This window comes from Xanthobacter sp. ZOL 2024, from assembly GCF_052932325.1.
Window position 1 is genome coordinate 1,055,341 of sequence record NZ_CM128808.1, and the last position, 18,636, is coordinate 1,073,976.

Here is an 18,636-nt window from a genome sequence, read left to right on the forward strand (position 1 = left end):
GCCCAAATCTGCGGCACGCCCTGCCTTCTAAATGTCCTAAAAATGTATACATCTTATGTTGACGTCTGAGCTTTTGCATTCATATCCTGATGCCACTCCTACCGTTGGCGCCCGCGCCACCGGTGGGAGCCATGCGCCCCATTCCGGCTCCGGCCGGTCCGGGCAGCGGACACCAGGAGGCGCGTCATGACGGCGACGGTGAAACCTGCGAGCTTCGGCGTCGCGCGCATCCGCCCCGCCGTGGTGGCCATAGACCTCCATCGCGGCCATCTCGATCCCATGGTGGCGACCATGCCCGCCCCCGCCGACGTGGCCCGCCGCGTGGTCGCCGCCAACGCCGTGCTGCTCGACTGGGCCCGCCGGCACGGCGTGCCGGTGATCCACCTTCTGACCTGCTATCGCGATGTGGCGGAAATCGCCGCCAACCCGTTCTGGAACACCCGCGCCGCCGAGCCCTCCGCCACCCGCCGCAACGTGCTGCGCCACAATCTGGCGGGCAGCCCCGGCTGCACTGTGATGCCGGAGCTCTGGCGCGCCGGCGACATGCTGGTGGACACCAAGAAGCGCTATGACTGCTTCCTCGGCACCGATCTCGACTTCACCCTGAAGGCGCACGGCGTAACCACGCTGCTGATCACCGGGGTGAACACCAATTCCTGCGTGCTCGCCACCACCGTCGCCGCCAATGTGCGCGACTACGCCGCCATCGTCGTCGAGGACTGCGTGGACACCATGGACGGCCCGTCGATGCACGATGCGGGCCTGGCCTGCATTCGCACCGCCTTCGGCTGGGTGATGCCGGCCGCCGAGGTGATGCGCACCCTGACGACCTCGCTCGATCCGGTCACCGTGGCATGAGGGACCTGCGTGCCCGCCTTCGCGGCCCCGTGCCGCTTCTGGCCGTCAACCCCGGTGGCGTCGCGCTGCCGGTGGTGGATGTGCTGGCCGAGGGCGGCGCCGACCTGCTGTTCATCGATTGCGAGCGCACCGCCGTCGACATCGGCGCGGTCCCGGCGCTGGCCCGCGCCGCGCAGGCGGTCGGCATGGGCGCGCTGGTGCGCAGCCCCAGCAAGGATCCCGCGGTGCTCACCCGCTATCTCGACTGCGGCCTCGAAGGGCTGGTGCTGCCCCAGGTGGAGCATCCCGATGCCTGCGCCCTGTTGGCCGAGGTGGTCCGTCGCGCGCCCCACCGCACCGCGCCGCCGCTGCGCATCGTCCAGGTGGAGAGCGTCGCCGGCCACGCCCGGCTCGACGATATCGCCGCAGCGGACATCGACCTCATCCTGATCGGCCCCAACGACCTCGCCTGGTCCATGGGCCATGACGGCGACACCGCGCACCCCGACGTGCGGGCGGCGGTGGACGACATCGCCCGGCGGCTGGCGGACCGGGGCGTGCCCTTCGGCCTGCCTGTGACCGCCGCCACCGCGGCCAGCTGGGCCCGGCGCGGCGCCCGGCTGTTCTACGCGAGCCTGCGCCAGTGCCTCCTGCCCGCCATCGAGAACTTGAGGGCGACCGCCCCATGACTTTCCGTCGTTCCTCACGAGGATGCCCATGACCACTTTGCCCGCCCAGCGCGCGCCCTATTCGGCCATCGTCGATCGCCCGCCCCTGAAGCTGCCCGGCTCGGCACGGGTGATCTTGTGGACCATCGTCAATCTCGAGGTCTGGGACATCGCCCGGCCCATGGCCCGCCAGGTGATTCCGGCGCCCACCGGCCAGGTGCTGCTGCCCGACGTGCCCAACTGGAGCTGGCACGAATACGGCATGCGGGTGGGCGTGTGGCGCTTCTTCAAGCTGTTCGAGCAGCTGGGCATCCGCCCCACCCTCTCGATCAATGCCCGGGTCTGCGAGGATTACACCCGGGTGGCCCAGCAGGCGCGCGACGCGGGGTGGGAATTCATGGGCCATGCCTATGAGCAGATGCCCATCCACAAGGTGGAGGACCAGCGGGCGATGATCCACAAGTCGGTGGACATCATCGAGCGCTTCACCGGCCGCAAGCCCTCCGGCTGGCTCGGCCCGGGCCTGACCCAGACCTATGAGACCCCCGATCTGCTGGCCGAGGCGGGCATCAAATATATCGGCGACTGGGTGTGGGACGACGAGCCCGCCGAGATCAGCACCAGCGCCGGCCCGCTGGTGACCCTGCCCTACACCGTGGAGCACAACGACATCCCGATGATGGCGGTGGCGCACCACGAGTCCGGCTATTGGGCCACCCGCGTCAAGGACAGCCTGGACCGCCTGCACATGGAAGGCGGCGAGCGCGCCAAGGTGCTGGCGGTGGCCATCCACCCCTACATCTCCGGCCAGCCGCACCGCATCAAATATCTCGAGGAGATCTATGCCTACGCCCAGAGCCTCGGCGACGTGCTGTTCTGGAACGGCGAGCAGATCCTCGATTGGTACCAGGGCGCGAAGGGCTGACGCGGCATGACCACCTTTGTCTTTCCCGCACCCGACGTCGTCACCCTGCCGGTGGTGGGCGCTGCGGCCCGCTTCCCGGTGCGCCGCATCTATTGCGTCGGCCGCAACTATCTCGCCCACATCCGCGAAATGAAGGAGGCCGAGGACGAGCGGGATCCGCCGTTCTTCTTCCAGAAGCCGCGGGATTCCATCGTCGAGGACGGGGCGCGCGTGCCCTATCCCGCCGATACCGAGGATCTGCAATACGAGATCGAGCTGGTGGTGGCCATCGGCCGCACCGCGCGGGATATTCCGGTGGAGGCCGCCGCCTCCGTCATCTACGGCCACGGGGTGGGCATCGACCTGACCCGCCGCGACCGCCAGCGCGACTGCCGCGACAAGCGCCTGCCCTGGGAAGCAGGCAAGTCGTTCGACCACTCGGCGCCGTGCGGACCCATCTATCCGGCGGGCACCGGCGGCGATCCGCTGCGCGGCGAGATCTCCCTGACGGTCAACGGCACCCTGCAGCAGCGCGGTGATCTTTCAGAGATGATCTGGAACGTGCCGGAAATCGTCTCCAAACTGTCCCAGTCCTACCAGCTGGAGCCTGGCGACCTCATCATGACCGGAACCCCGGCCGGGGTCGGCCCGGTGGTGCCGGGCGACGTGGTCGTCGGCCACGTCCAGGGCTTCGGCTCTCTCACCCTCACCATCGCCCCGCGCGAGGCCTAGCCATGCTTCCCACCGAACGCATCGCCTTTTCCGCCATCTCCGAGCGCCCCCGCCTCACCCTGCCCGACGGCAAGCGCATGGCGGTGTGGATCATCGTCAACATCGAGGAGTGGAACCCGCGCGAAACCATGCCGCGCACGGTGCTCACGCCACCCGCCGGCGGCGCGCCCATGCCGGATATCCCGAACTGGGCGTGGCACGAATACGGCAACCGCGTCGGCTTCTGGCGCATGCTGGAGGTGTTCGACGACTTCAAGGTGCCGGGCGTGCTCGCCATCAACGGCTCGGCCATCTCCAGCTATGAGCCCATCGCCCGCGCCGCGCGCGAGCGGAACTGGGAATTCATCGGCCACGGCTTCTCGCAGAAGAACATGCAGAAGGTGGAAAACGAGCGCGAGGACATCGCCCGCACCACCGCCGCCATCACCGACTATCTCGGCCGGCCGCCGCGCGGCTGGCTCGGGCCGGGCCTGACCGAGACCTGGGAAACCCCCGACATTCTGGTGGAGCAGGGCTACGGCTACGTCTGCGACTGGGTGATGGACGACCAGCCGGTGGTGCTGAAGACCCGCACCACCCCCATCCTCAACATTCCCTACACCCAGGAATGCAACGACGTGGCCATGATGCTGATCCAGCATCACAAGGCATCGGAATATTTCGACCGCGCCAGCGACCAGTTCGACCAGATCTATCACGACAGCGCCCAGTCGGCCCGGGTGATGGCGCTGGTGGTGCATCCCTACATCATGGGCGCGCCGCACCGGCTCAAGTACTTCCGCCAGATCGTGGAAAAGATCGCCAGCCGCGGCGACGTGGCGATCATGACCGGCGCGCAGATCGCCGACTGGTACCTGTCCCAGCGGCCCGACGCCCTCAAGGGAACGGAGCCGGCATGAGCGGCCTGTCCCTGTTCCAGCTCCTCAACGGGGTGACGTTCGCGGCGCTACTGTTCATCGTGGCCTCGGGCTTCACGCTGATCTTCGGCCTGCTGCGCATCGTCAACCTGGCCCATGGCGCGCTCTATCTCATGGGCGGCTACTGCGGTTATGCGGTGGCCAGCGCCTCCGGCAACTTCTTCGTCGGCGCCCTGGCCGCCATGGTGTGCGTGGGCCTCGCCGGACTGGCGCTGGACCGGGGACTGCTGCGCTTCGTGGGCGGCAATGAACTGAGGCAGGTGCTGCTGACCCTGGGCGTCGCCTTCGTCGTCAACGATCTGCTGCTGGTGGTGTTCGGCGGCGACACCTTCACCGTGCCCACCCCCGATTTCCTGCGCGGCGCGCTGCACGTGGGCACCATGTTCTATCCCAAGTACCGCCTGTTCGTGCTGGGCCTCGGCATCGTGCTGTTCTGCGTCCTGTGGCTGATGCTCTACCGCACCCGGCTCGGCGCCCTCATCCGCGCCGGCGTGGATGATCCCGAAACCATCCAGGCCATGGGCATCAACATCCGCCGCATCTTCCTGCTCACCTTCATGCTGGGGGCGGCGCTGGCCGGGCTCGGCGGCGCGGTGGGCGGCGCCTTCCTCACCCTCTACCCGAGCGCCGACGCGGAGATCCTCGTGTTCTCCCTGGCGGTGGTGATCATCGGCGGGCGCGGCAGCCTGCTGGGGGCGGCCGTCGGCGCGCTGATGGTGGGCCTGCTCAATTCGATCGGACAGGTGATGTTCCCCGAATTCGCCTATTTCGTCATCTTCGGCCCGATGGCGCTCATCCTCGCCTTCCGCCCCTACGGGCTGTTCGGGAGGGCCGCGTGATGTCGCAGACCGCGCCCGCCGCCCCCGCCCGCCGCGTTGCCCGTATCGGCCTCGCGGCCATGGGCCTCGGCATCGCCGCCTTCGCGCTGCTGCCGCTGGTGCTGCCCACCTATCAGGTGAGCGTGCTCACCGAGATCCTCATCTTCGCCGTGCTGGCCATGGCCATCGACGTGCTGGCCGGCTACACCGGGCGCACGCCCCTGTGCCACGGCGCCATTTTCGGCGTCGCCACCTATGTGGCCATCTATGTCAGCACCCAGGCGGACGGCGCGCTGCTGCTGCCGCTGGTGGCCGGCGTGGTGGCCGCGACCCTGGTGGCGGCGGTGTTCGCTTTGCTCGCCATCCGCACCTCCGGAGTCTATTTCCTGCTGCTCACCATCGCCCTCGGCATGATCGTCTGGGGCATGTGCCTGCGCTGGACCAGCGTCACCGGTGGCGAGAACGGCCTGCGTGGCGCCCTGCGGCCGGCCGCCCTCACCGATCAACTCGCGTTCTATTACGTGGTGTTCGCAGTGGTGGCCGTAGTGGCGCTGGTGATGTGGCGGTTCGTGCGCTCGCCGTTCGGCCTCACCCTGCGCGGCATCCGCGACAGTGAGAGCCGCATGCGGGCGCTGGGCTACAACGTGTCGCTGCACCTGTTCCTCGCTTTCACCATCTCCGGCTTCTTCGCCGGCGTGGCGGGCGTGCTCTATGCCATGTTCAACGATTTCGTCTCGCCCTCCACGGTGGCGCTGTCGCAATCGGTGGAAGGGCTGTTGATGGCCATCATCGGCGGCGTGGGCACCTTGTTCGGCGCCTTCCTCGGCTCGGCCATCATCATCGGGCTGGAGAATTTCGCCAGCCTCTACACCGAGCGCTGGCAGACCGTGCTCGGCCTCATCTTCATCCTCATCATGATCTTCGCGCCGGAAGGCATCCTCGGGCGCATCCGCCTGTGGCTGAGCCGGCGCGGCTAGCGGCTTCCCGGGGGACGACCCCGCACGACACCAACAAGCAAGACCTTCGAGAACAAACCAGAAGGAGTGGGACATGGATCGCAGAACTTTCCTGAAGGCGACCGCCGCCCTCACCACCACCAGCCTGGTCGCCAGCCCCTATGTGGCGCGCGCCCAGGCGACCCCCATCAAGATCGGCCTCATGGCGCCGCTCACCGGCGTGGTGGCGGCCGGCGGGCGCGAGATGGTGGACGGCTTCAACATGTATTTCGCCGCCCACGGCAACGAGATCGCCGGGCGCAAGGTGGAGGTTCTGGTGGAGGACGACGCCTCCAACCCGGACACCGCCCTGCAGAAGGCGCGGCGGCTGGTGGAACAGGCCAATGTGGATTTCCTGTTCGGCAACCTGCTCGCCAACACCGGCCTTGCGGTGGCCAATTATGTGAAGGGCAACGGCACGCCCTACTTCATTCCCATCATCGCCGCCGACGACCTCACCCAGCGCAACCGCATTCCCAACGTGATCCGCGTGGCCGGCTACACCGCCAGCCAGTTCCCGCGGCCGCTGGCCGACTGGGCGCTGAAGCAGGGCTACAAGAAGGTGGCCACCATCAGCCAGGACTACACCTTCGGCCATGAGCAGTGCGGCGGCTTCTGCCAGACCTTCACCGAGGGCGGCGGCCAGGTGGCGGGCCAGTTCTGGCATCCGCTCAACACCTCCGACTTCAGCCCCTATCTGGGCCAGATCGCCGGCCTCGGCGTCGATTGCGTGTTCGCCATGGAGACCGGCGCCGACGCCGCCCGCCTCATGCAGCAATATGCGAACTTCGGCCTCAAGGGCAGCGTGCCCATGCTGGGCGCCATGAACCTCACCGACCAGTCGGTGATCCGCACCATGGGCCCGGAGGTGGACGGCATCGTCTCCGCCGCCCACTTCGCCGAGGGCTCCACCAACCCGGTGACCGAGAAATTCGTGGCCGACTACACCGCCAAGTTCGGCAAGCTGCCTTCGCTCTACGGCTTCTCCATGTATTCGGGCGCCATGTGGGTGTCGGAAGCGCTGGTGCCGCTGAAGGGGCAGACCGCCGACCGCGCCGCCTTCCTCGCCTCGGTGATGAAGACCACGCTGGAAGGCTCGCCCCTCGGGAAGCCGGTGCGGCTCGATGACTTCGGCAACCCCATCTACGACGTCTATATCCGCAAGGTAGAGAAGAACAAGGACGGCAAATACTGGAACGTCCCGATCGAGAGCTACCCCAACGTCTCGCAGTTCTGGAAATATGACCCGGCGACCTACATGCAGCAGCCGCCGTATTCGCGCGCCTTCCAGGGCATCAAGAAGGGCTGAGCGCCCGGGCGCCCGCCGCGGCCAGCGGCACCGGCGGGCGCCCCTCGCGACAAGGGATGAGGCAGTGCGGCGATGAAGCAGGAGCGGCAGTGAGCGAGCTACTCGAACTCGATCGCGTCACCGTCCAGTTCGGCGGCCTGAAGGCGGTGGACGATGTGTCCATCCGCGTGAAGACCGGCGAGCGGCGGGCGATCATCGGCCCCAATGGCGCCGGCAAGACCACCCTGTTCAACGTCATCACCGGCATTGTCCGGCCGGCCTCCGGCGCGGTGCGCTTCGCCGGGGCCGACGTTACCCGCACGCCGGTGCATGCCCGCACGGCGCTGGGCATGAGCCGCACCTTCCAAATCACCAACCTGTTTCCCCAGCTCACCGTGGAAGAGAACATGCTGCTGGCCCTGCGCGGCCTGTCGCCACGCAAGTTCTCGCTGTTGGGCGACAACACGCTGAGCGCCGACGAGCGGGCCCGGGCCGAACGCGCCTTCTCCCTCTCGCGGCTGCATGAGCGGCGCGGCGTGGCGGTGCGCGAAATGTCCTATGGCGAGCAGCGCCAGCTGGAGATGGCCATGGCGCTGGTGACGGCGCCCAAGCTGCTGCTGCTGGACGAGCCGGCGGCCGGGCTCTCGCCCGCCGAGCGTGTGATCGTTTCCGACATCATCCGCGCCCTGCCCCGCGACCTGACCCTGGTGCTCATCGAGCACGACATGGACCTGGTGCTGCAACTGGTGGACTTCGTGACCGTGCTGAACAACGGGCATCTGCTCGTCGAGGCGCCGCCGAGCGAGATCCGCACCAACCAGGACGTCCAGGACGTCTATCTCGGCAAGGCAAGACCCCATGCTTGACGTTCGCGAGATCCACAGTTTCTACGGCGATGCCCATGTGCTGCACGGGGTCAGCCTGTCGGTGGCCAAGGGCGAGGTGCGGGCCCTGCTCGGCCGCAACGGCATGGGCAAGACCACGCTGATCCGCTCCATCATGAACCTCACGCCGCCGCAGGTGCGCGCCGGCGACATCACCTTCAAGGGGGAGAGCCTGCGCGGGCGCCCCTCCAACGAGATCGCCCGCCGCGGCATCGCCATCGTGCCCCAGGGCCGGCGGCTGTTTCCTTCGCTCACGGTCACCGAGCATCTCACGGTGCTGAAGCCGGCCAGCGTCACCACCGGCTGGACCGTGGCCAAGGCCTTCGAGCTGTTTCCGCGCCTGGCCGAGCGGCGCGACCATTATGGCAACCAGCTCTCCGGCGGCGAGCGGCAGATGCTGGCGGCCGCCCGGGCGCTGATGATCGACCCGGAGCTGATCCTGATGGACGAGCCCTCCGAGGGGCTCGCCCCGGTGATGGTGCAGCATCTGGAATCCATCATCCTGGAGCTGAAGGCCGCCGGGCTCTCCATCCTGCTGGTGGAGCAGAACCTGTTCAGCGCCTTGGCGGTGGCCGATCAGGTCACCGTTCTGGAAGGTGGCCGCGTCGTCTACGAGGCGGACGCGCAGAGCGTCGCCCACGATCCCGGCCGTCTCAACCGTCATCTCGGCGTGTGCTGAGGAAAGGCGCCCCATGACCAATAACCCATCCGACAACCCATCCGGCACCCCCGAAGCCGCGCCCGGCGCGGTGCTCGCGGCGGTCGCCCGCGATCTGAACGCCACCCCCCTCGATCCGGCCCGCCTGGCGGCGGCGGCGCAGGTGGCCCAGGCCATCAACGCCGCGGTGCGCACCGCCGCCGATGAGCGGCTGAACATGGCGTGCACGCCCTGGAGCCTGCAGACCCTCTATTTCGCTGCGCGCAGCGATGCCGAAAAGCCATTGGACGAGCGGAGCCGTCAGCCATGAGCGCGCTGTTCGAGCTGGGCGTGGTGGAGACCGCCGACGCCATCGCCGATGGCTCCCTGTCGGCCGAAACCGCCACCAGCGCCGCCCTGGAGCGGCTGGCCGCCTATGGGCCGGCCCTCAATGCCGTGGTGAGCCTCGATCCCGAGGGCGCCCTGGCCCGTGCCCGCGCCACCGATCTCGCCCGCGCCCGCGGCGAGCCCCTCGGCCCCCTGGCCGGCGTGCCCATGGCCCACAAGGACCTGCTGTATCGGGCCGGGCGCCCCTGCGCCGGCGGCTCCCTCATCCGCCGCGATTTCGTGCCCGACGAAACCGCCGTGGTGCTGGAGCGGCTCGACAGCGCCGGCGCCATTGATCTCGGCCGGCTGCAGCTGGCTGAATTCGCCCTTTCGCCCACCGGGCTGAACGCGCATTACGGGCACGGTCGCAACCCCTGGAATCCCGATTACTGCTCCGGCGGCTCCTCCTCCGGCTCGGGCGCAGCGGTGGCGGCGCGGCTGGTGCCGGCGGCGCTGGGGTCGGATACCGGCGGCTCCATCCGCCATCCGGCCGCCATGTGCGGCATCACCGGCGTGAAGCCCACCCACGGGCTGGTGCCGTTGGCCGGCGCCATGCCGCTCGCGCCCTCTCTCGACAGCATCGGCCCCTTGTGCCGCAGCGCCCGCGACGCGGCACGGCTGCTGAGCGTGATCGCCGGCCCCAGCCCGCGTGACGGCTCCACCGTGCTGGCCCCCCGGCGTGACTATGAGGCCGGCCTGAGCGGCGACCTCAAGGGCCTCTCCATCGCCGTGCCCGAGCCCTATTATCGCGAGGCGGCCGATGCCGACATCCTCGCCCTGCTGGACGACAGCCTGAAGGTGCTGGCCGAGCGCGGTGCCCGCATCGTGCGCACCGCGGTGCGCGACATGGCCGCCATCAACAGCGCCATGCAGCTGATGATGGCGGTGGAAGCCGCCACCCTGCATCGCCGCTGGATTGAGGAACGACCCGACGATTACGGCGCCCAGGTGCTGTCCCGCATCGCCCCCGGCCTCGCCTATCCGGCCACCCGCTATGTGGAAGCGGTGAGCCTGCGCGGCCCGCTCACCGCCGACTGGCTGGCCACCGCCATGGGCGAAGCCGATATGGTGCACATTCCCACCCTGCCGGTGGCGGTGCCCTCCATCGCCGCCACCACCGAAGGCAGCGCGGAAGCGGTGGCGGCAGCGCTCGGCCGCGTCACCCACTGCACCCGCGCCATCAATTATCTCGGCCTGCCGTCGGTGGCCGTGCCGTGCGGCTTCGCGCACAACGGGCTGCCCGCCTCGTTCCAGCTGGTGGGCCGCCCGTTCGGCGAAGCCGCGCTGCTGCGGGCGGCCGATGCCTACCAGCGCGTCACCCCCTTCCACCGCGCCCCGCCGCCCGGCTACGGCGCGCCCTGAGGCGCATCGACCCCTCTGTTTGCAGAAAGCAGACTCGACGATAATAAATATAAATAGAATCGTTGACTCATACTGAATAGATGTGTGAGTAAAAGATAAGACATGAATATTACTCCGAAGAGGAGGCGATCGTGTCTCGTGTCGAGATCCGCCATCTAAATAAGATATACGGCCCTGCAGGCAATGGCCACGTCGTTGCCCTTCAGGATTTCTCCCTTGATATCCGCTCCGGCGAATTCATCTGTCTGCTCGGCCCCTCCGGCTGCGGCAAAACCACGGCGCTCAACATCGTCGCCGGCCTGCTGAAGCAGACCAGTGGCGAGGTGCTGGTGGATGGCCGCCGCGTCACCGGGCCGGGACCCGAGCGGGCCTATGTGTTCCAGGATTATGCGCTGTTCCCCTGGATGAGCGTAGCCGAGAACGTGGCGTTCGGGCTTGAATCCCAGGGCTGGGCGGTGGCCGAGCGGCTGGAGCGCGCCCACGCCATCCTCAAGGTGATGGGGCTCGACAAGTTCGCCCGCTCCTACCCCAAGCAATTGTCCGGCGGCATGCGCCAACGGGTCTCCATCGCCCGCGCTTTGGCGGTCAACCCGCGGGTGCTGCTGATGGATGAACCCTTCGCCGCCCTCGATGCCTTCACCCGCGCCCAGCTGCAGGACGAGCTCCTGTCCATCTGGGAAGCGCTGGGCAAGACCGTGCTGTTCGTCACCCACAATATCGACGAGGCGGTGCAACTGGCCGACCGCATCGTCGTCATGACCTCCCGCCCCGGCCGCATGAAGCTGGTGGTGGAGACCGGCCTGCCCCGCCCCCGTGATGTGACCTCGCCGCGCTACCTGGAACTGGTGAGCACGGTCCGCGCCGCGCTCAGCGAGGAGATGGGCATCGGCCACCACGAGGCCTATCGCGGCCTGGCGGATATCCTCGGGCGGGACGACGAGACCGCGCCCGCGCGCACAGCGGCACAGAAGGCCAGAGACCATGCCGGGCACTGAGGCCACCGCCCCCACCACGTCCAGCGGCGCCGCGCCGCGCAGCATCATGGATCGCCTGCGCGGCCCCCGCAGCCTGCGCTTCGCCCATGCCGCCGCCGGCTATGCCTTCCTGGTGGTGCTGGTGCTGATCTGGCACCTGGCCGCCTCCAGCGGCCTCTATCCCAGCCACCTGCTGCCCACCCCCGGGGCGGTGATGGCGGCGCTTCAGGATGCGTTCCTCGACGGCAACCTCGTCTGGAACGTGAGCCAGAGCCTGGAGCGGCAGCTGGTGGGCTACATCGCCTCGGTGGTCATCGGCTTGCCGCTGGGCCTGTGGCTCGGCTGGTCGCGCTGGGCGCAGAGCGCGCTGCAGACCACCATCCGGCTGATCTATCCCATCCCCGGCGTGGCCTGGGTGCCGCTGGCCATCCTGTGGTTCGGCCTCGGCTTCAAGTCCATCATCTTCGCCATCTTCATCACCGCCGTGTTCCCCATCATCGTCAATACGGCGGCCGGGGTGAGCGCCATCGACGAGCAGTATCTGCGCGTCATCAAGGTGTTCGGCACCAAGCCCGCGCGCGCCTTCCGGCGGGTGGTGGTGCCGGCGGCCATGCCGTTCATCCTCACCGGCCTGCGGCTCGGCTACGGCACCGGCTGGCGGGTCATCATCTCCGCCGAGATCCTGGCCGCCACCGACGGCCTCGGCTTCATGATCGACAACGCCCGCTGGCAGCTGCGGCCGGATCTGGTGATCGGCGGCATGGTCATCATCGGCGTGGTGGGCCTGCTGGTGGAAACCGTGTTCTTCGACTGGCTGGAACGCCGCACCATCGGCCGCTGGGGCATGCGCCGGGCTGATTAGCGCGCCGCCTCCTGGTCTGGGATCCCTCTCCAAAAGCAAAAGCAACGTCCTTCCAACCCTCCAGTGGAGAACCGACATGCACGTGAGCGAACAGCACGTGAAGAAAACAGGCGTGGGACGCCGCAGCGTCCTCGCCGCGGCGGTCGCCGCTGTGGTCGCCCTCACCGGTGGCGTGGCCACCGCGCAGGCGGCGGACGCCTATCGCCCGCGGATCTTCGCCGGCTACCCCGGCTGGGACCATCTGATGCCGTTCCTCGACCAGGAGCTCGGCATCTGGGCCGCCTATGGGCTCGATCCCATCTTCGACAGCGGCTCCTCACAGCGGGTGAGCCAGGTGCTGCAGACCGGTGACTGGGACGCCGCCTATACCCAGATCGCCACGGCGCTGACCTACCGGGCGCGCGGCCTGCCCATCGTCATCGCCGCCGCCTCGTCCTACGGCTCCGCCACCGTGGTGGCGCGCAAGGACCTCGGCTCCGCCAAGGACATCACCAAGTTCGGCATCGTCCGCCAGATGGACACCATGCACCTGCTGGCCGCCGAACACATCCTGCCCGCCCACGGTATCGACCCCAAGGCGGTGCGCTTCATCCAGGTGCCCCCGCCCGAGGCGGGCATCGCCCTCGATCGCGCCGATATCGACGCCTATTACGTCTACGAGCCCTATGCCTCGCAGATGGTGGCCAAGGGCCAGGCCAAGCTGCTGTGGGACTGGCGGGAGGTGTTCGCGAATGGCGAGATCTACCGCAACGCCCTGGTGCTGAACGAGAACTTCATCAAGGCCCACCCCGAGGAAGCCAAGAAGGTGGTGTGGGCGCATCTGGCCGCGCTCAACATCATCCGCACCGATCCCGACAAGGCGGCGGCGGTGCTGGCGCAGCGGGCCAAGACCTCGGTGGAGGCGGCCATGCTCGGCTATGCCAAGGCCGGCTGGGACCACAGCACCGTGCCCGAGAGCTTTCTCAAGCTGACCGAGGACGATCTTCTCAAGTGGAAGATCATCTCCAAGCCCATCGACCTCAAGGCCGCGGTCGATTTCTCCCTGCAGCAGGGCTACCAGCCGCCGAACCTCAAATAGGCGCCCCGCCCTGAAACCCCGGGAGACGCGGCGGGCCCGCGCCTCCCTCCTCCGGCTCCGCGCAAGCGGACACGACGGACAAGAGGACCGATCATGGCGACAGTGGCCGAGTGGTTTCTGCGCGGCTTGGCGCTCCACGATGTGGACGCCATCTTCATCAATCCCGGCACGGACACACCGGCGCTGCAGGAGGCCTATGCCCGCCTCACCCATGAACAGGTCAAGCTGCCCCGGCTCGTCACCTGCCCCCATGAGGTGATCGCCTGCACCGCCGCCCAGGGCGCCTACCTCACCACCGGGCGGGCGCAGGTGGCGCTGGTCCACGTGGACGTGGGCACCGCCAATGCCGCCGGCGCCCTCAACGACGCCCGCGCCTCGCAGATCCCGCTCATCCTGTGCGCCGGCATGTCGCCCTCGGCGCTCGATTCCGCCGTGCCCGGGGGGCGCTCCAAATTCATCAACTGGCACCAGGACGTGCCGGACCAGCACGCGCTGGTGCGCAACTACACCAAGTGGACGCAGACCGTGTCCCTGCCGGCGGCCGTCGGCCCGGCGGTGGACCGCGCCTTCCAGATCGCCAACAGCGAGCCGCCCGGCCCGGTCTATCTCGCCTTCCCGCGCGAAACCCTCATGAGCGAGGTGGAGGCCTCCGGCCTCATGGGGCCGCAGCGCATCCGCGCGGTGCCGCAGGGCACCTTGTCCGCCGCCGAGGCCGAGGCCATCGTCGAGGCGCTGCTCGCGGCCGAATTTCCCCTGCTGCTCACCGCTTACGCCGGCCGCACCCCGGCCACCCGCGCCGCCTTCGTGGAGCTGGCGGAACGCACCGGCAGCGGCATCAGCGAGTATCGCGGCCGCTTCAACGCGCCCCTCGATCACCCCCAGCACCTCGGCTTCAATCCGGAGCAGCAGGTGGTGGACGCCGACGTGGTGCTGATCATCGATCATGATGTGCCGTTCGTGCCCGCCGACCTCAAGCTGCGGGACGACGTGCGCCTCATCCACATGGGCAACGACCCCATCCAGCAGCGCTGGACCACCTGGGGCTTTCCCACCGATGCGGTGCATGCGGTCCATGTGCCGGCCGCCCTTGAGGCGCTGCTCACCGCCGCCCGCGCCCGCAGCGACGATCCGCGCATCGCCCCCCGCCGCGCCGCCCTGGCGGCCCGCCACGCGACCATGATGGCGGAGCGCGCCCGCCGCCGCGCCGCGGCCCTGGCCGGCGGCGCCATCTCGCCCATGGAAGTGGGCGCCATCCTGTCGCGCCTTGCCCCCGAGGCCATGGTGATCGAGGAGGCGGTGACCTCCGGCAATCCCTTCGCCTATGGCTTCGAGCCCAATGCCGAAGGCGGCTACTACCGCAATGGCGGCTCGTATCTCGGCTGGGCGCTGGGGGCCTCGCTCGGTGCCCGACTCGGCGATCCGGAGCGGCTGGTGGTGAGCGTGGTGGGCGACGGCGCCTTCATGTTCGGCGCCCCCACGCCGGCCCTCTGGGCGGCGCGGGAGAATGGCCTGCCGCTGCTGATCATCATCCTCAACAACGAGAGCTACAACTCGGTGGTGCTGGCGACACGGCATGACTTCGCCGGCGGCGCCCAGGACACCTTCGGCCACGTGGGCAGCCTGCTGCCCCAGTCACCGGCCTTCGAGACCCTCGCCGAGGCCTGTGGCGCCTTCGGACGCCGGGTGACCCGCATGGACGACGTGGAGCCAGCCCTGCAGGAGGCGCTGGCGGCGGTGCGGTCGGGCCGCAGCGCGGTGGTCAACATCATGACGGAAGCCGCGCAGAAGCCGCTGTGAGCGGCGCCGCGACGGTGAAACGACAGGAGCGCATCATGATCTCAACCGCTGGCGCCGAGCCCCTCGGCCTCTATATCGGCGGACAGTTCACCCCCGCACTTTCCGGCCGCGTGCTGGAGGTCCGCAATCCCAAGAACGGCGCCCTGGTGGGGCGCGTGGCCGAGGGCGACAAGGCCGACATCGACCGCGCGGTGGCGGCGGCGGAAGCCGCGTTTCCCATCTGGTCGGGCCTGTCCGGCGCGGCCCGTGGCGACATCATGCACAAGGCGGCGGAGATCCTGGCCCGCCGGATGCCCGAGATCGTCGGCATCGAGGTGGACCAGATCGGCCGACCGCGCCGCGAGATGACCGCCCAGCTCGCCCGCCTGCCGGAATGGTATTCCTATTTCGGCGCCCTCGCCCGCACCCATGAGGACACGGTGCCCCCGTTCGGCGCCGGCTATCTCAACTACACCCGCCGGGTGCCGCTGGGGGTGGTGGGGCATGTGACGCCCTGGAACCACCCGCTGCTGATCCTCACCAAGAAGGTGGCGCCCTCCATGGCGGCGGGCAACACAATGGTGGTGAAGCCCTCGGAGCTGGCCCCCATCACCCCGCTGCTGCTGGCGGAGGTGTTCAAGGAAGCCGGCGTTCCCGATGGGGTGTACAACGTGGTGCCGGGCTTCGGCGCCACCGCGGGCCTGGCCCTCACCACCCATCCGGCGGTGCGCAAGATCGACCTCACCGGCGGCACCAAGACCGGGCAGGAGGTGGCCGCCCTGGCCGGCCGCAACCTCACCCGGGTGGCGGCGGAGCTGGGTGGCAAGGCCTCGGTGATCGTGTTCCCCGATACCGATGTGGACCGGGCGGTGTCCGCCGCTCTGTTCGCCTCCTTCATCGCCACTGGCCAGACCTGCGTGCAGGGCGCCCGTCTGCTGGTGCACCGCTCCATCCATGATGCGGTGGTGACACGCCTGGTGGCCCGCGCCGAGGCTATCCGCATCGGCGATCCGCAGGACCCCGCCACCCAGATGGGGCCGCTGGTCTCGGCCCGCCAGCGCGACCTGACCGAGCACTATGTGCGGATCGGCCTGGAGGAAGGGGCCACCCTCGCCACCGGCGGGGCGCGGCCGGAAGGCCCCGCGTTCGACTGCGGCTTCTTCTATCGGCCCACCATCTTCACCGACGTCACCAACACCATGCGCATCGCCCAGGAGGAGATCTTCGGGCCGGTGGTGTGCGTGCTGCCGTTCGAGACCGAGGAGGAGGCGGTGGCCCTCGCCAACGGCACCGAATTCGGCCTCGCCATGTCGGTGTGGACCCGCGATCTCGCCCGCGCCCATCGCGTCACCCACCGGCTGGAGGCGGGCATCGTCTGGATCAACGACCACCACCGCATCGATCCGGCCTCGCCCTGGGGCGGCTTCAAGATGAGCGGCATCGGCCGGGAGAACGGCCGCGTGGCCTACGAGGAATACACCCAGATCCAGAACGTCATCGTCAACCTCACCGACGCGCCGTTCGACTGGTACGCCGATGACAATGTCGAGAAGAGGTATTCGTGAGCATGCGTATCGACCTGCACAGCCACGCCATTCCCCGCAGCATCGTGGCGGCGATCGAGGCCGACACGGAGGGGTTCGCCGCCCAGGTGGAGGGCGCCGACGGCAACCGCCGGATGCGCCATCAGCAGGGCTATGTCTACCCGCTGTTCGACGAGTTCGTGGACCCGGCGGCCAAGCTCGCCGCCATGGACCGCAAGGGCCTCGACATGTCGGTGGTCTGCACCGCGCCGCCCATGTTCTATTACTGGGCGAGCGTGGAGCTGGCGGCCCGCGCGGCGCGGCTGGTGAACGACGGCATCGCCGAATTCGTGGCGGCGGCGCCGGACCGGCTGCGCGGCATGGCGAGCGTGCCCATGCAGCACCCCGAGCTGGCCATCGCCGAGCTGGAACGGGCGGTGCGCGAGCATGGCTTCAAGGCGGTGGAGATCGGCACCACCATCGAGGGCGTGCAGCTGGCCGATCCCCGCTTCCGCCCGTTCCTGCGCCGGGCGCGGGACCTCGACGTCCTGGTGTTCATCCACCCCTATTATGTGGGCTCGAAGGCGGGGCTGGAGGACTATTACCTCACCAATCTCGCCGGCAATCCGTTCGACACCACGGTGGCCATCGCCAATCTCATCTTTTCCGGCGCGCTCGATGAGCTCAAGGGCCTGAAGATGCTGGCGGCCCACGGCGGCGGCTATCTGCCCTACCAGATTGGCCGCCTGGTGCACGGCCAGAAGGTGCGCGAGGAGCCGCGCGTGGCCACCACCACCTCGCCCAAGGAACTGCTGCGCTCGCTCTATTTCGACACCGTCGTGTTCGATGCGCAGGCGCTGCGCTACCTGGTGGATGTGGTGGGCGCCGGCCACGTGTGCCTCGGCACCGATGCGCCGTTCGACATGGGCGACGAGACCCCCCTCGACAGCCTGGCGGCGGTGGAGGGGCTGAGCCCGGCGGAGCGCGACGAGATCGGCGCCCGCAACGCCCTGATGCTGCTCGGCGAAGCCTGAGCGGCCCGTTGCTGGACGCCGGGTGCGGCCCGGCGTCCAGCGGCGCGCGGGGGCCCGCCCGGATGCGACCCGGGCGACGATCAGCCGGCGCGGTCGAGACCCTCGGTTTCCGCCTGCAGCACCGCCAGCAGCGACATGAAGCGCTCGCCCTGAATCAGCACGTGATCGCGCAGCCGCTGCTCGGCGGCCGCGCCATCGCCCGTCAGCAGCGCCTCCAGGATGCCGCCGTGCTCGGAGAATGAGGAATCCATGCGCCGCGGCACCTTCAGCTGGAGGCGCCGATAGGGTTGGAGCGCCCGTTGCAGGCGCGCCGTTTCCGCCGCCAGCACCCGGTTGCCGGTTGCGGCATAGATGGCCCCGTGGAAGCGGGTGTTGGCCTCGTAATAGGCACTGTCGTCACCGGCCGCGGCCGCCGCTTCACAGTCGGCGTGGGCGGCCGTGATGGCCTTGCGGTCGGCCGTGCCCATGCGCTGGGCGGCGAGGCGCGCGCAGGCGGCTTCCAGCTCCGCCATCAGCTCGAAGGATTCCATCAGCTCGCGCGGCCCCAGCAGCAGCACGAAGGCGCCCCGGCGCGGCTTGATCTCGACCAGGCCCGATGCGGACAGCTGGTTCAGCGCCTCGCGGATGGGCGTGCGCGACACGCCGAAGCGCTCGGCGAGACTGGCCTCGTCCAGCCGCTGCCCCGGGCGGAATCGGCCGGAGATGATGTCATCTTCCAGCGCTTCCCTCAGCTTGGGGGTCTGCTCTCCCCGCACGCCACACCTCCTGCCCGAACGCAAGCGCCCGCGCCTCGATGCCAGCGCACCGACCGCCAGCGCGCCGACGCATGTGGGCCGCTTCCCCATAGCAATGCGAGCGCTCACGAAAATGCAAGCTGAAAAATCTTGCATACTTGATTGTTGACAGCGCATGCACCTCGCGCTTCAGTATCGTGCCAATCCGAAAGTCGAAGGTCGGCGG

At 68.8% G+C, this 18,636-nt stretch carries 19 protein-coding genes; 18 read left to right on the plus strand and 1 reads right to left on the minus strand.

Annotated features, from left to right (window positions below; translation table 11 throughout):
- Positions 1 to 186 precede the first annotated feature (186 nt).
- The 18 genes from ACU4E7_RS05115 (at position 187) to ACU4E7_RS05200 (ending at position 17,676) form a co-directional block, all read left to right on the plus strand.
- Positions 187 to 858 (plus strand): cysteine hydrolase family protein, encoded by a 672-nt coding sequence (locus tag ACU4E7_RS05115; protein WP_238123173.1) that lies wholly within the window; start codon positions 187 to 189, stop codon positions 856 to 858.
- The gene (locus tag ACU4E7_RS05120) at positions 855 to 1,526 is read left to right on the plus strand and encodes an aldolase/citrate lyase family protein (protein WP_447020870.1); all 672 of its coding nucleotides are present in this window, start codon (positions 855 to 857) and stop codon (positions 1,524 to 1,526) included. The genes ACU4E7_RS05115 and ACU4E7_RS05120 overlap by 4 nt, the downstream gene beginning before the upstream one ends.
- Positions 1,527 to 1,554: 28 nt before the next feature.
- Positions 1,555 to 2,430, plus strand: a complete 876-nt coding sequence (locus tag ACU4E7_RS05125) for a polysaccharide deacetylase family protein (RefSeq protein ID WP_447020871.1) — start codon at positions 1,555 to 1,557, stop codon at positions 2,428 to 2,430.
- A gap of 6 nt (positions 2,431 to 2,436) precedes the next feature.
- On the plus strand, positions 2,437 to 3,141 hold the full coding sequence (locus tag ACU4E7_RS05130; RefSeq protein ID WP_238123170.1) for a fumarylacetoacetate hydrolase family protein: 705 nt from the start codon (positions 2,437 to 2,439) through the stop codon (positions 3,139 to 3,141).
- Between the two features lie 2 nt (positions 3,142 to 3,143).
- The gene (locus ACU4E7_RS05135; protein WP_238123169.1) at positions 3,144 to 4,040 is read left to right on the plus strand and encodes a polysaccharide deacetylase family protein; all 897 of its coding nucleotides are present in this window, start codon (positions 3,144 to 3,146) and stop codon (positions 4,038 to 4,040) included.
- Positions 4,037 to 4,897: a branched-chain amino acid ABC transporter permease gene (locus ACU4E7_RS05140; protein ID WP_238123168.1), complete on the plus strand. Its 861-nt coding sequence runs from the start codon at positions 4,037 to 4,039 to the stop codon at positions 4,895 to 4,897. The genes ACU4E7_RS05135 and ACU4E7_RS05140 overlap by 4 nt, the downstream gene beginning before the upstream one ends.
- Positions 4,897 to 5,853, plus strand: coding sequence for a branched-chain amino acid ABC transporter permease (locus ACU4E7_RS05145; protein ID WP_447020872.1), 957 nt, complete (start codon positions 4,897 to 4,899; stop codon positions 5,851 to 5,853). The genes ACU4E7_RS05140 and ACU4E7_RS05145 overlap by 1 nt, the downstream gene beginning before the upstream one ends.
- Positions 5,854 to 5,926: 73 nt before the next feature.
- Positions 5,927 to 7,180 (plus strand): ABC transporter substrate-binding protein, encoded by a 1,254-nt coding sequence (locus ACU4E7_RS05150; protein ID WP_447020873.1) that lies wholly within the window; start codon positions 5,927 to 5,929, stop codon positions 7,178 to 7,180.
- Between the two features lie 89 nt (positions 7,181 to 7,269).
- On the plus strand, positions 7,270 to 8,025 hold the full coding sequence (locus ACU4E7_RS05155; RefSeq protein WP_447020874.1) for an ABC transporter ATP-binding protein: 756 nt from the start codon (positions 7,270 to 7,272) through the stop codon (positions 8,023 to 8,025).
- The gene (locus ACU4E7_RS05160; RefSeq protein WP_238123165.1) at positions 8,018 to 8,722 is read left to right on the plus strand and encodes an ABC transporter ATP-binding protein; all 705 of its coding nucleotides are present in this window, start codon (positions 8,018 to 8,020) and stop codon (positions 8,720 to 8,722) included. The genes ACU4E7_RS05155 and ACU4E7_RS05160 overlap by 8 nt, the downstream gene beginning before the upstream one ends.
- Before the next feature lie 13 nt (positions 8,723 to 8,735).
- The gene (locus ACU4E7_RS05165) at positions 8,736 to 9,011 is read left to right on the plus strand and encodes a hypothetical protein (protein ID WP_447020875.1); all 276 of its coding nucleotides are present in this window, start codon (positions 8,736 to 8,738) and stop codon (positions 9,009 to 9,011) included.
- Positions 9,008 to 10,429: an amidase gene (locus ACU4E7_RS05170; RefSeq protein WP_447020876.1), complete on the plus strand. Its 1,422-nt coding sequence runs from the start codon at positions 9,008 to 9,010 to the stop codon at positions 10,427 to 10,429. Before ACU4E7_RS05165 ends, ACU4E7_RS05170 begins: the two co-directional genes overlap by 4 nt.
- A gap of 131 nt (positions 10,430 to 10,560) precedes the next feature.
- Positions 10,561 to 11,424 (plus strand): ABC transporter ATP-binding protein, encoded by an 864-nt coding sequence (locus ACU4E7_RS05175; protein ID WP_447020877.1) that lies wholly within the window; start codon positions 10,561 to 10,563, stop codon positions 11,422 to 11,424.
- Complete coding sequence (locus tag ACU4E7_RS05180) at positions 11,411 to 12,265, plus strand: ABC transporter permease (RefSeq protein WP_238123161.1); 855 nt, start codon at positions 11,411 to 11,413, stop codon at positions 12,263 to 12,265. The genes ACU4E7_RS05175 and ACU4E7_RS05180 overlap by 14 nt, the downstream gene beginning before the upstream one ends.
- 76 nt (positions 12,266 to 12,341) lie before the next feature.
- Positions 12,342 to 13,343: an ABC transporter substrate-binding protein gene (locus ACU4E7_RS05185; RefSeq protein ID WP_447020878.1), complete on the plus strand. Its 1,002-nt coding sequence runs from the start codon at positions 12,342 to 12,344 to the stop codon at positions 13,341 to 13,343.
- 93 nt (positions 13,344 to 13,436) lie between these two features.
- Entirely contained in the window at positions 13,437 to 15,140 is a 1,704-nt protein-coding gene (locus ACU4E7_RS05190) for a thiamine pyrophosphate-requiring protein (protein WP_447020879.1), read from the plus strand.
- Positions 15,141 to 15,175: 35 nt separating this feature from the next.
- Positions 15,176 to 16,684 (plus strand): aldehyde dehydrogenase, encoded by a 1,509-nt coding sequence (locus ACU4E7_RS05195; RefSeq protein WP_447020880.1) that lies wholly within the window; start codon positions 15,176 to 15,178, stop codon positions 16,682 to 16,684.
- A 2-nt stretch (positions 16,685 to 16,686) separates the two neighbouring features.
- Complete coding sequence (locus ACU4E7_RS05200) at positions 16,687 to 17,676, plus strand: amidohydrolase family protein (RefSeq protein ID WP_238123443.1); 990 nt, start codon at positions 16,687 to 16,689, stop codon at positions 17,674 to 17,676.
- A gap of 80 nt (positions 17,677 to 17,756) precedes the next feature.
- Here ACU4E7_RS05200 and ACU4E7_RS05205 read toward each other — a convergent pair whose 3' ends face one another.
- Entirely contained in the window at positions 17,757 to 18,431 is a 675-nt protein-coding gene (locus tag ACU4E7_RS05205) for a GntR family transcriptional regulator (RefSeq protein ID WP_447020881.1), read from the minus strand.
- Positions 18,432 to 18,636: the final 205 nt, after the last annotated feature.

Coding starts and splice junctions, on each gene's coding strand:
- ACU4E7_RS05115 (WP_238123173.1), top strand. CDS start 187: ATGACGGCGACGGTGAAACCTGCGAGCTTCGGCGTCGCGCGCATCCGC.
- ACU4E7_RS05120 (WP_447020870.1), top strand. CDS start 855: ATGAGGGACCTGCGTGCCCGCCTTCGCGGCCCCGTGCCGCTTCTGGCC.
- ACU4E7_RS05125 (WP_447020871.1), top strand. CDS start 1,555: ATGACCACTTTGCCCGCCCAGCGCGCGCCCTATTCGGCCATCGTCGAT.
- ACU4E7_RS05130 (WP_238123170.1), top strand. CDS start 2,437: ATGACCACCTTTGTCTTTCCCGCACCCGACGTCGTCACCCTGCCGGTG.
- ACU4E7_RS05135 (WP_238123169.1), top strand. CDS start 3,144: ATGCTTCCCACCGAACGCATCGCCTTTTCCGCCATCTCCGAGCGCCCC.
- ACU4E7_RS05140 (WP_238123168.1), top strand. CDS start 4,037: ATGAGCGGCCTGTCCCTGTTCCAGCTCCTCAACGGGGTGACGTTCGCG.
- ACU4E7_RS05145 (WP_447020872.1), top strand. CDS start 4,897: ATGTCGCAGACCGCGCCCGCCGCCCCCGCCCGCCGCGTTGCCCGTATC.
- ACU4E7_RS05150 (WP_447020873.1), top strand. CDS start 5,927: ATGGATCGCAGAACTTTCCTGAAGGCGACCGCCGCCCTCACCACCACC.
- ACU4E7_RS05160 (WP_238123165.1), top strand. CDS start 8,018: ATGCTTGACGTTCGCGAGATCCACAGTTTCTACGGCGATGCCCATGTG.
- ACU4E7_RS05165 (WP_447020875.1), top strand. CDS start 8,736: ATGACCAATAACCCATCCGACAACCCATCCGGCACCCCCGAAGCCGCG.
- ACU4E7_RS05170 (WP_447020876.1), top strand. CDS start 9,008: ATGAGCGCGCTGTTCGAGCTGGGCGTGGTGGAGACCGCCGACGCCATC.
- ACU4E7_RS05180 (WP_238123161.1), top strand. CDS start 11,411: ATGCCGGGCACTGAGGCCACCGCCCCCACCACGTCCAGCGGCGCCGCG.
- ACU4E7_RS05185 (WP_447020878.1), top strand. CDS start 12,342: ATGCACGTGAGCGAACAGCACGTGAAGAAAACAGGCGTGGGACGCCGC.
- ACU4E7_RS05190 (WP_447020879.1), top strand. CDS start 13,437: ATGGCGACAGTGGCCGAGTGGTTTCTGCGCGGCTTGGCGCTCCACGAT.
- ACU4E7_RS05195 (WP_447020880.1), top strand. CDS start 15,176: ATGATCTCAACCGCTGGCGCCGAGCCCCTCGGCCTCTATATCGGCGGA.
- ACU4E7_RS05200 (WP_238123443.1), top strand. CDS start 16,687: ATGCGTATCGACCTGCACAGCCACGCCATTCCCCGCAGCATCGTGGCG.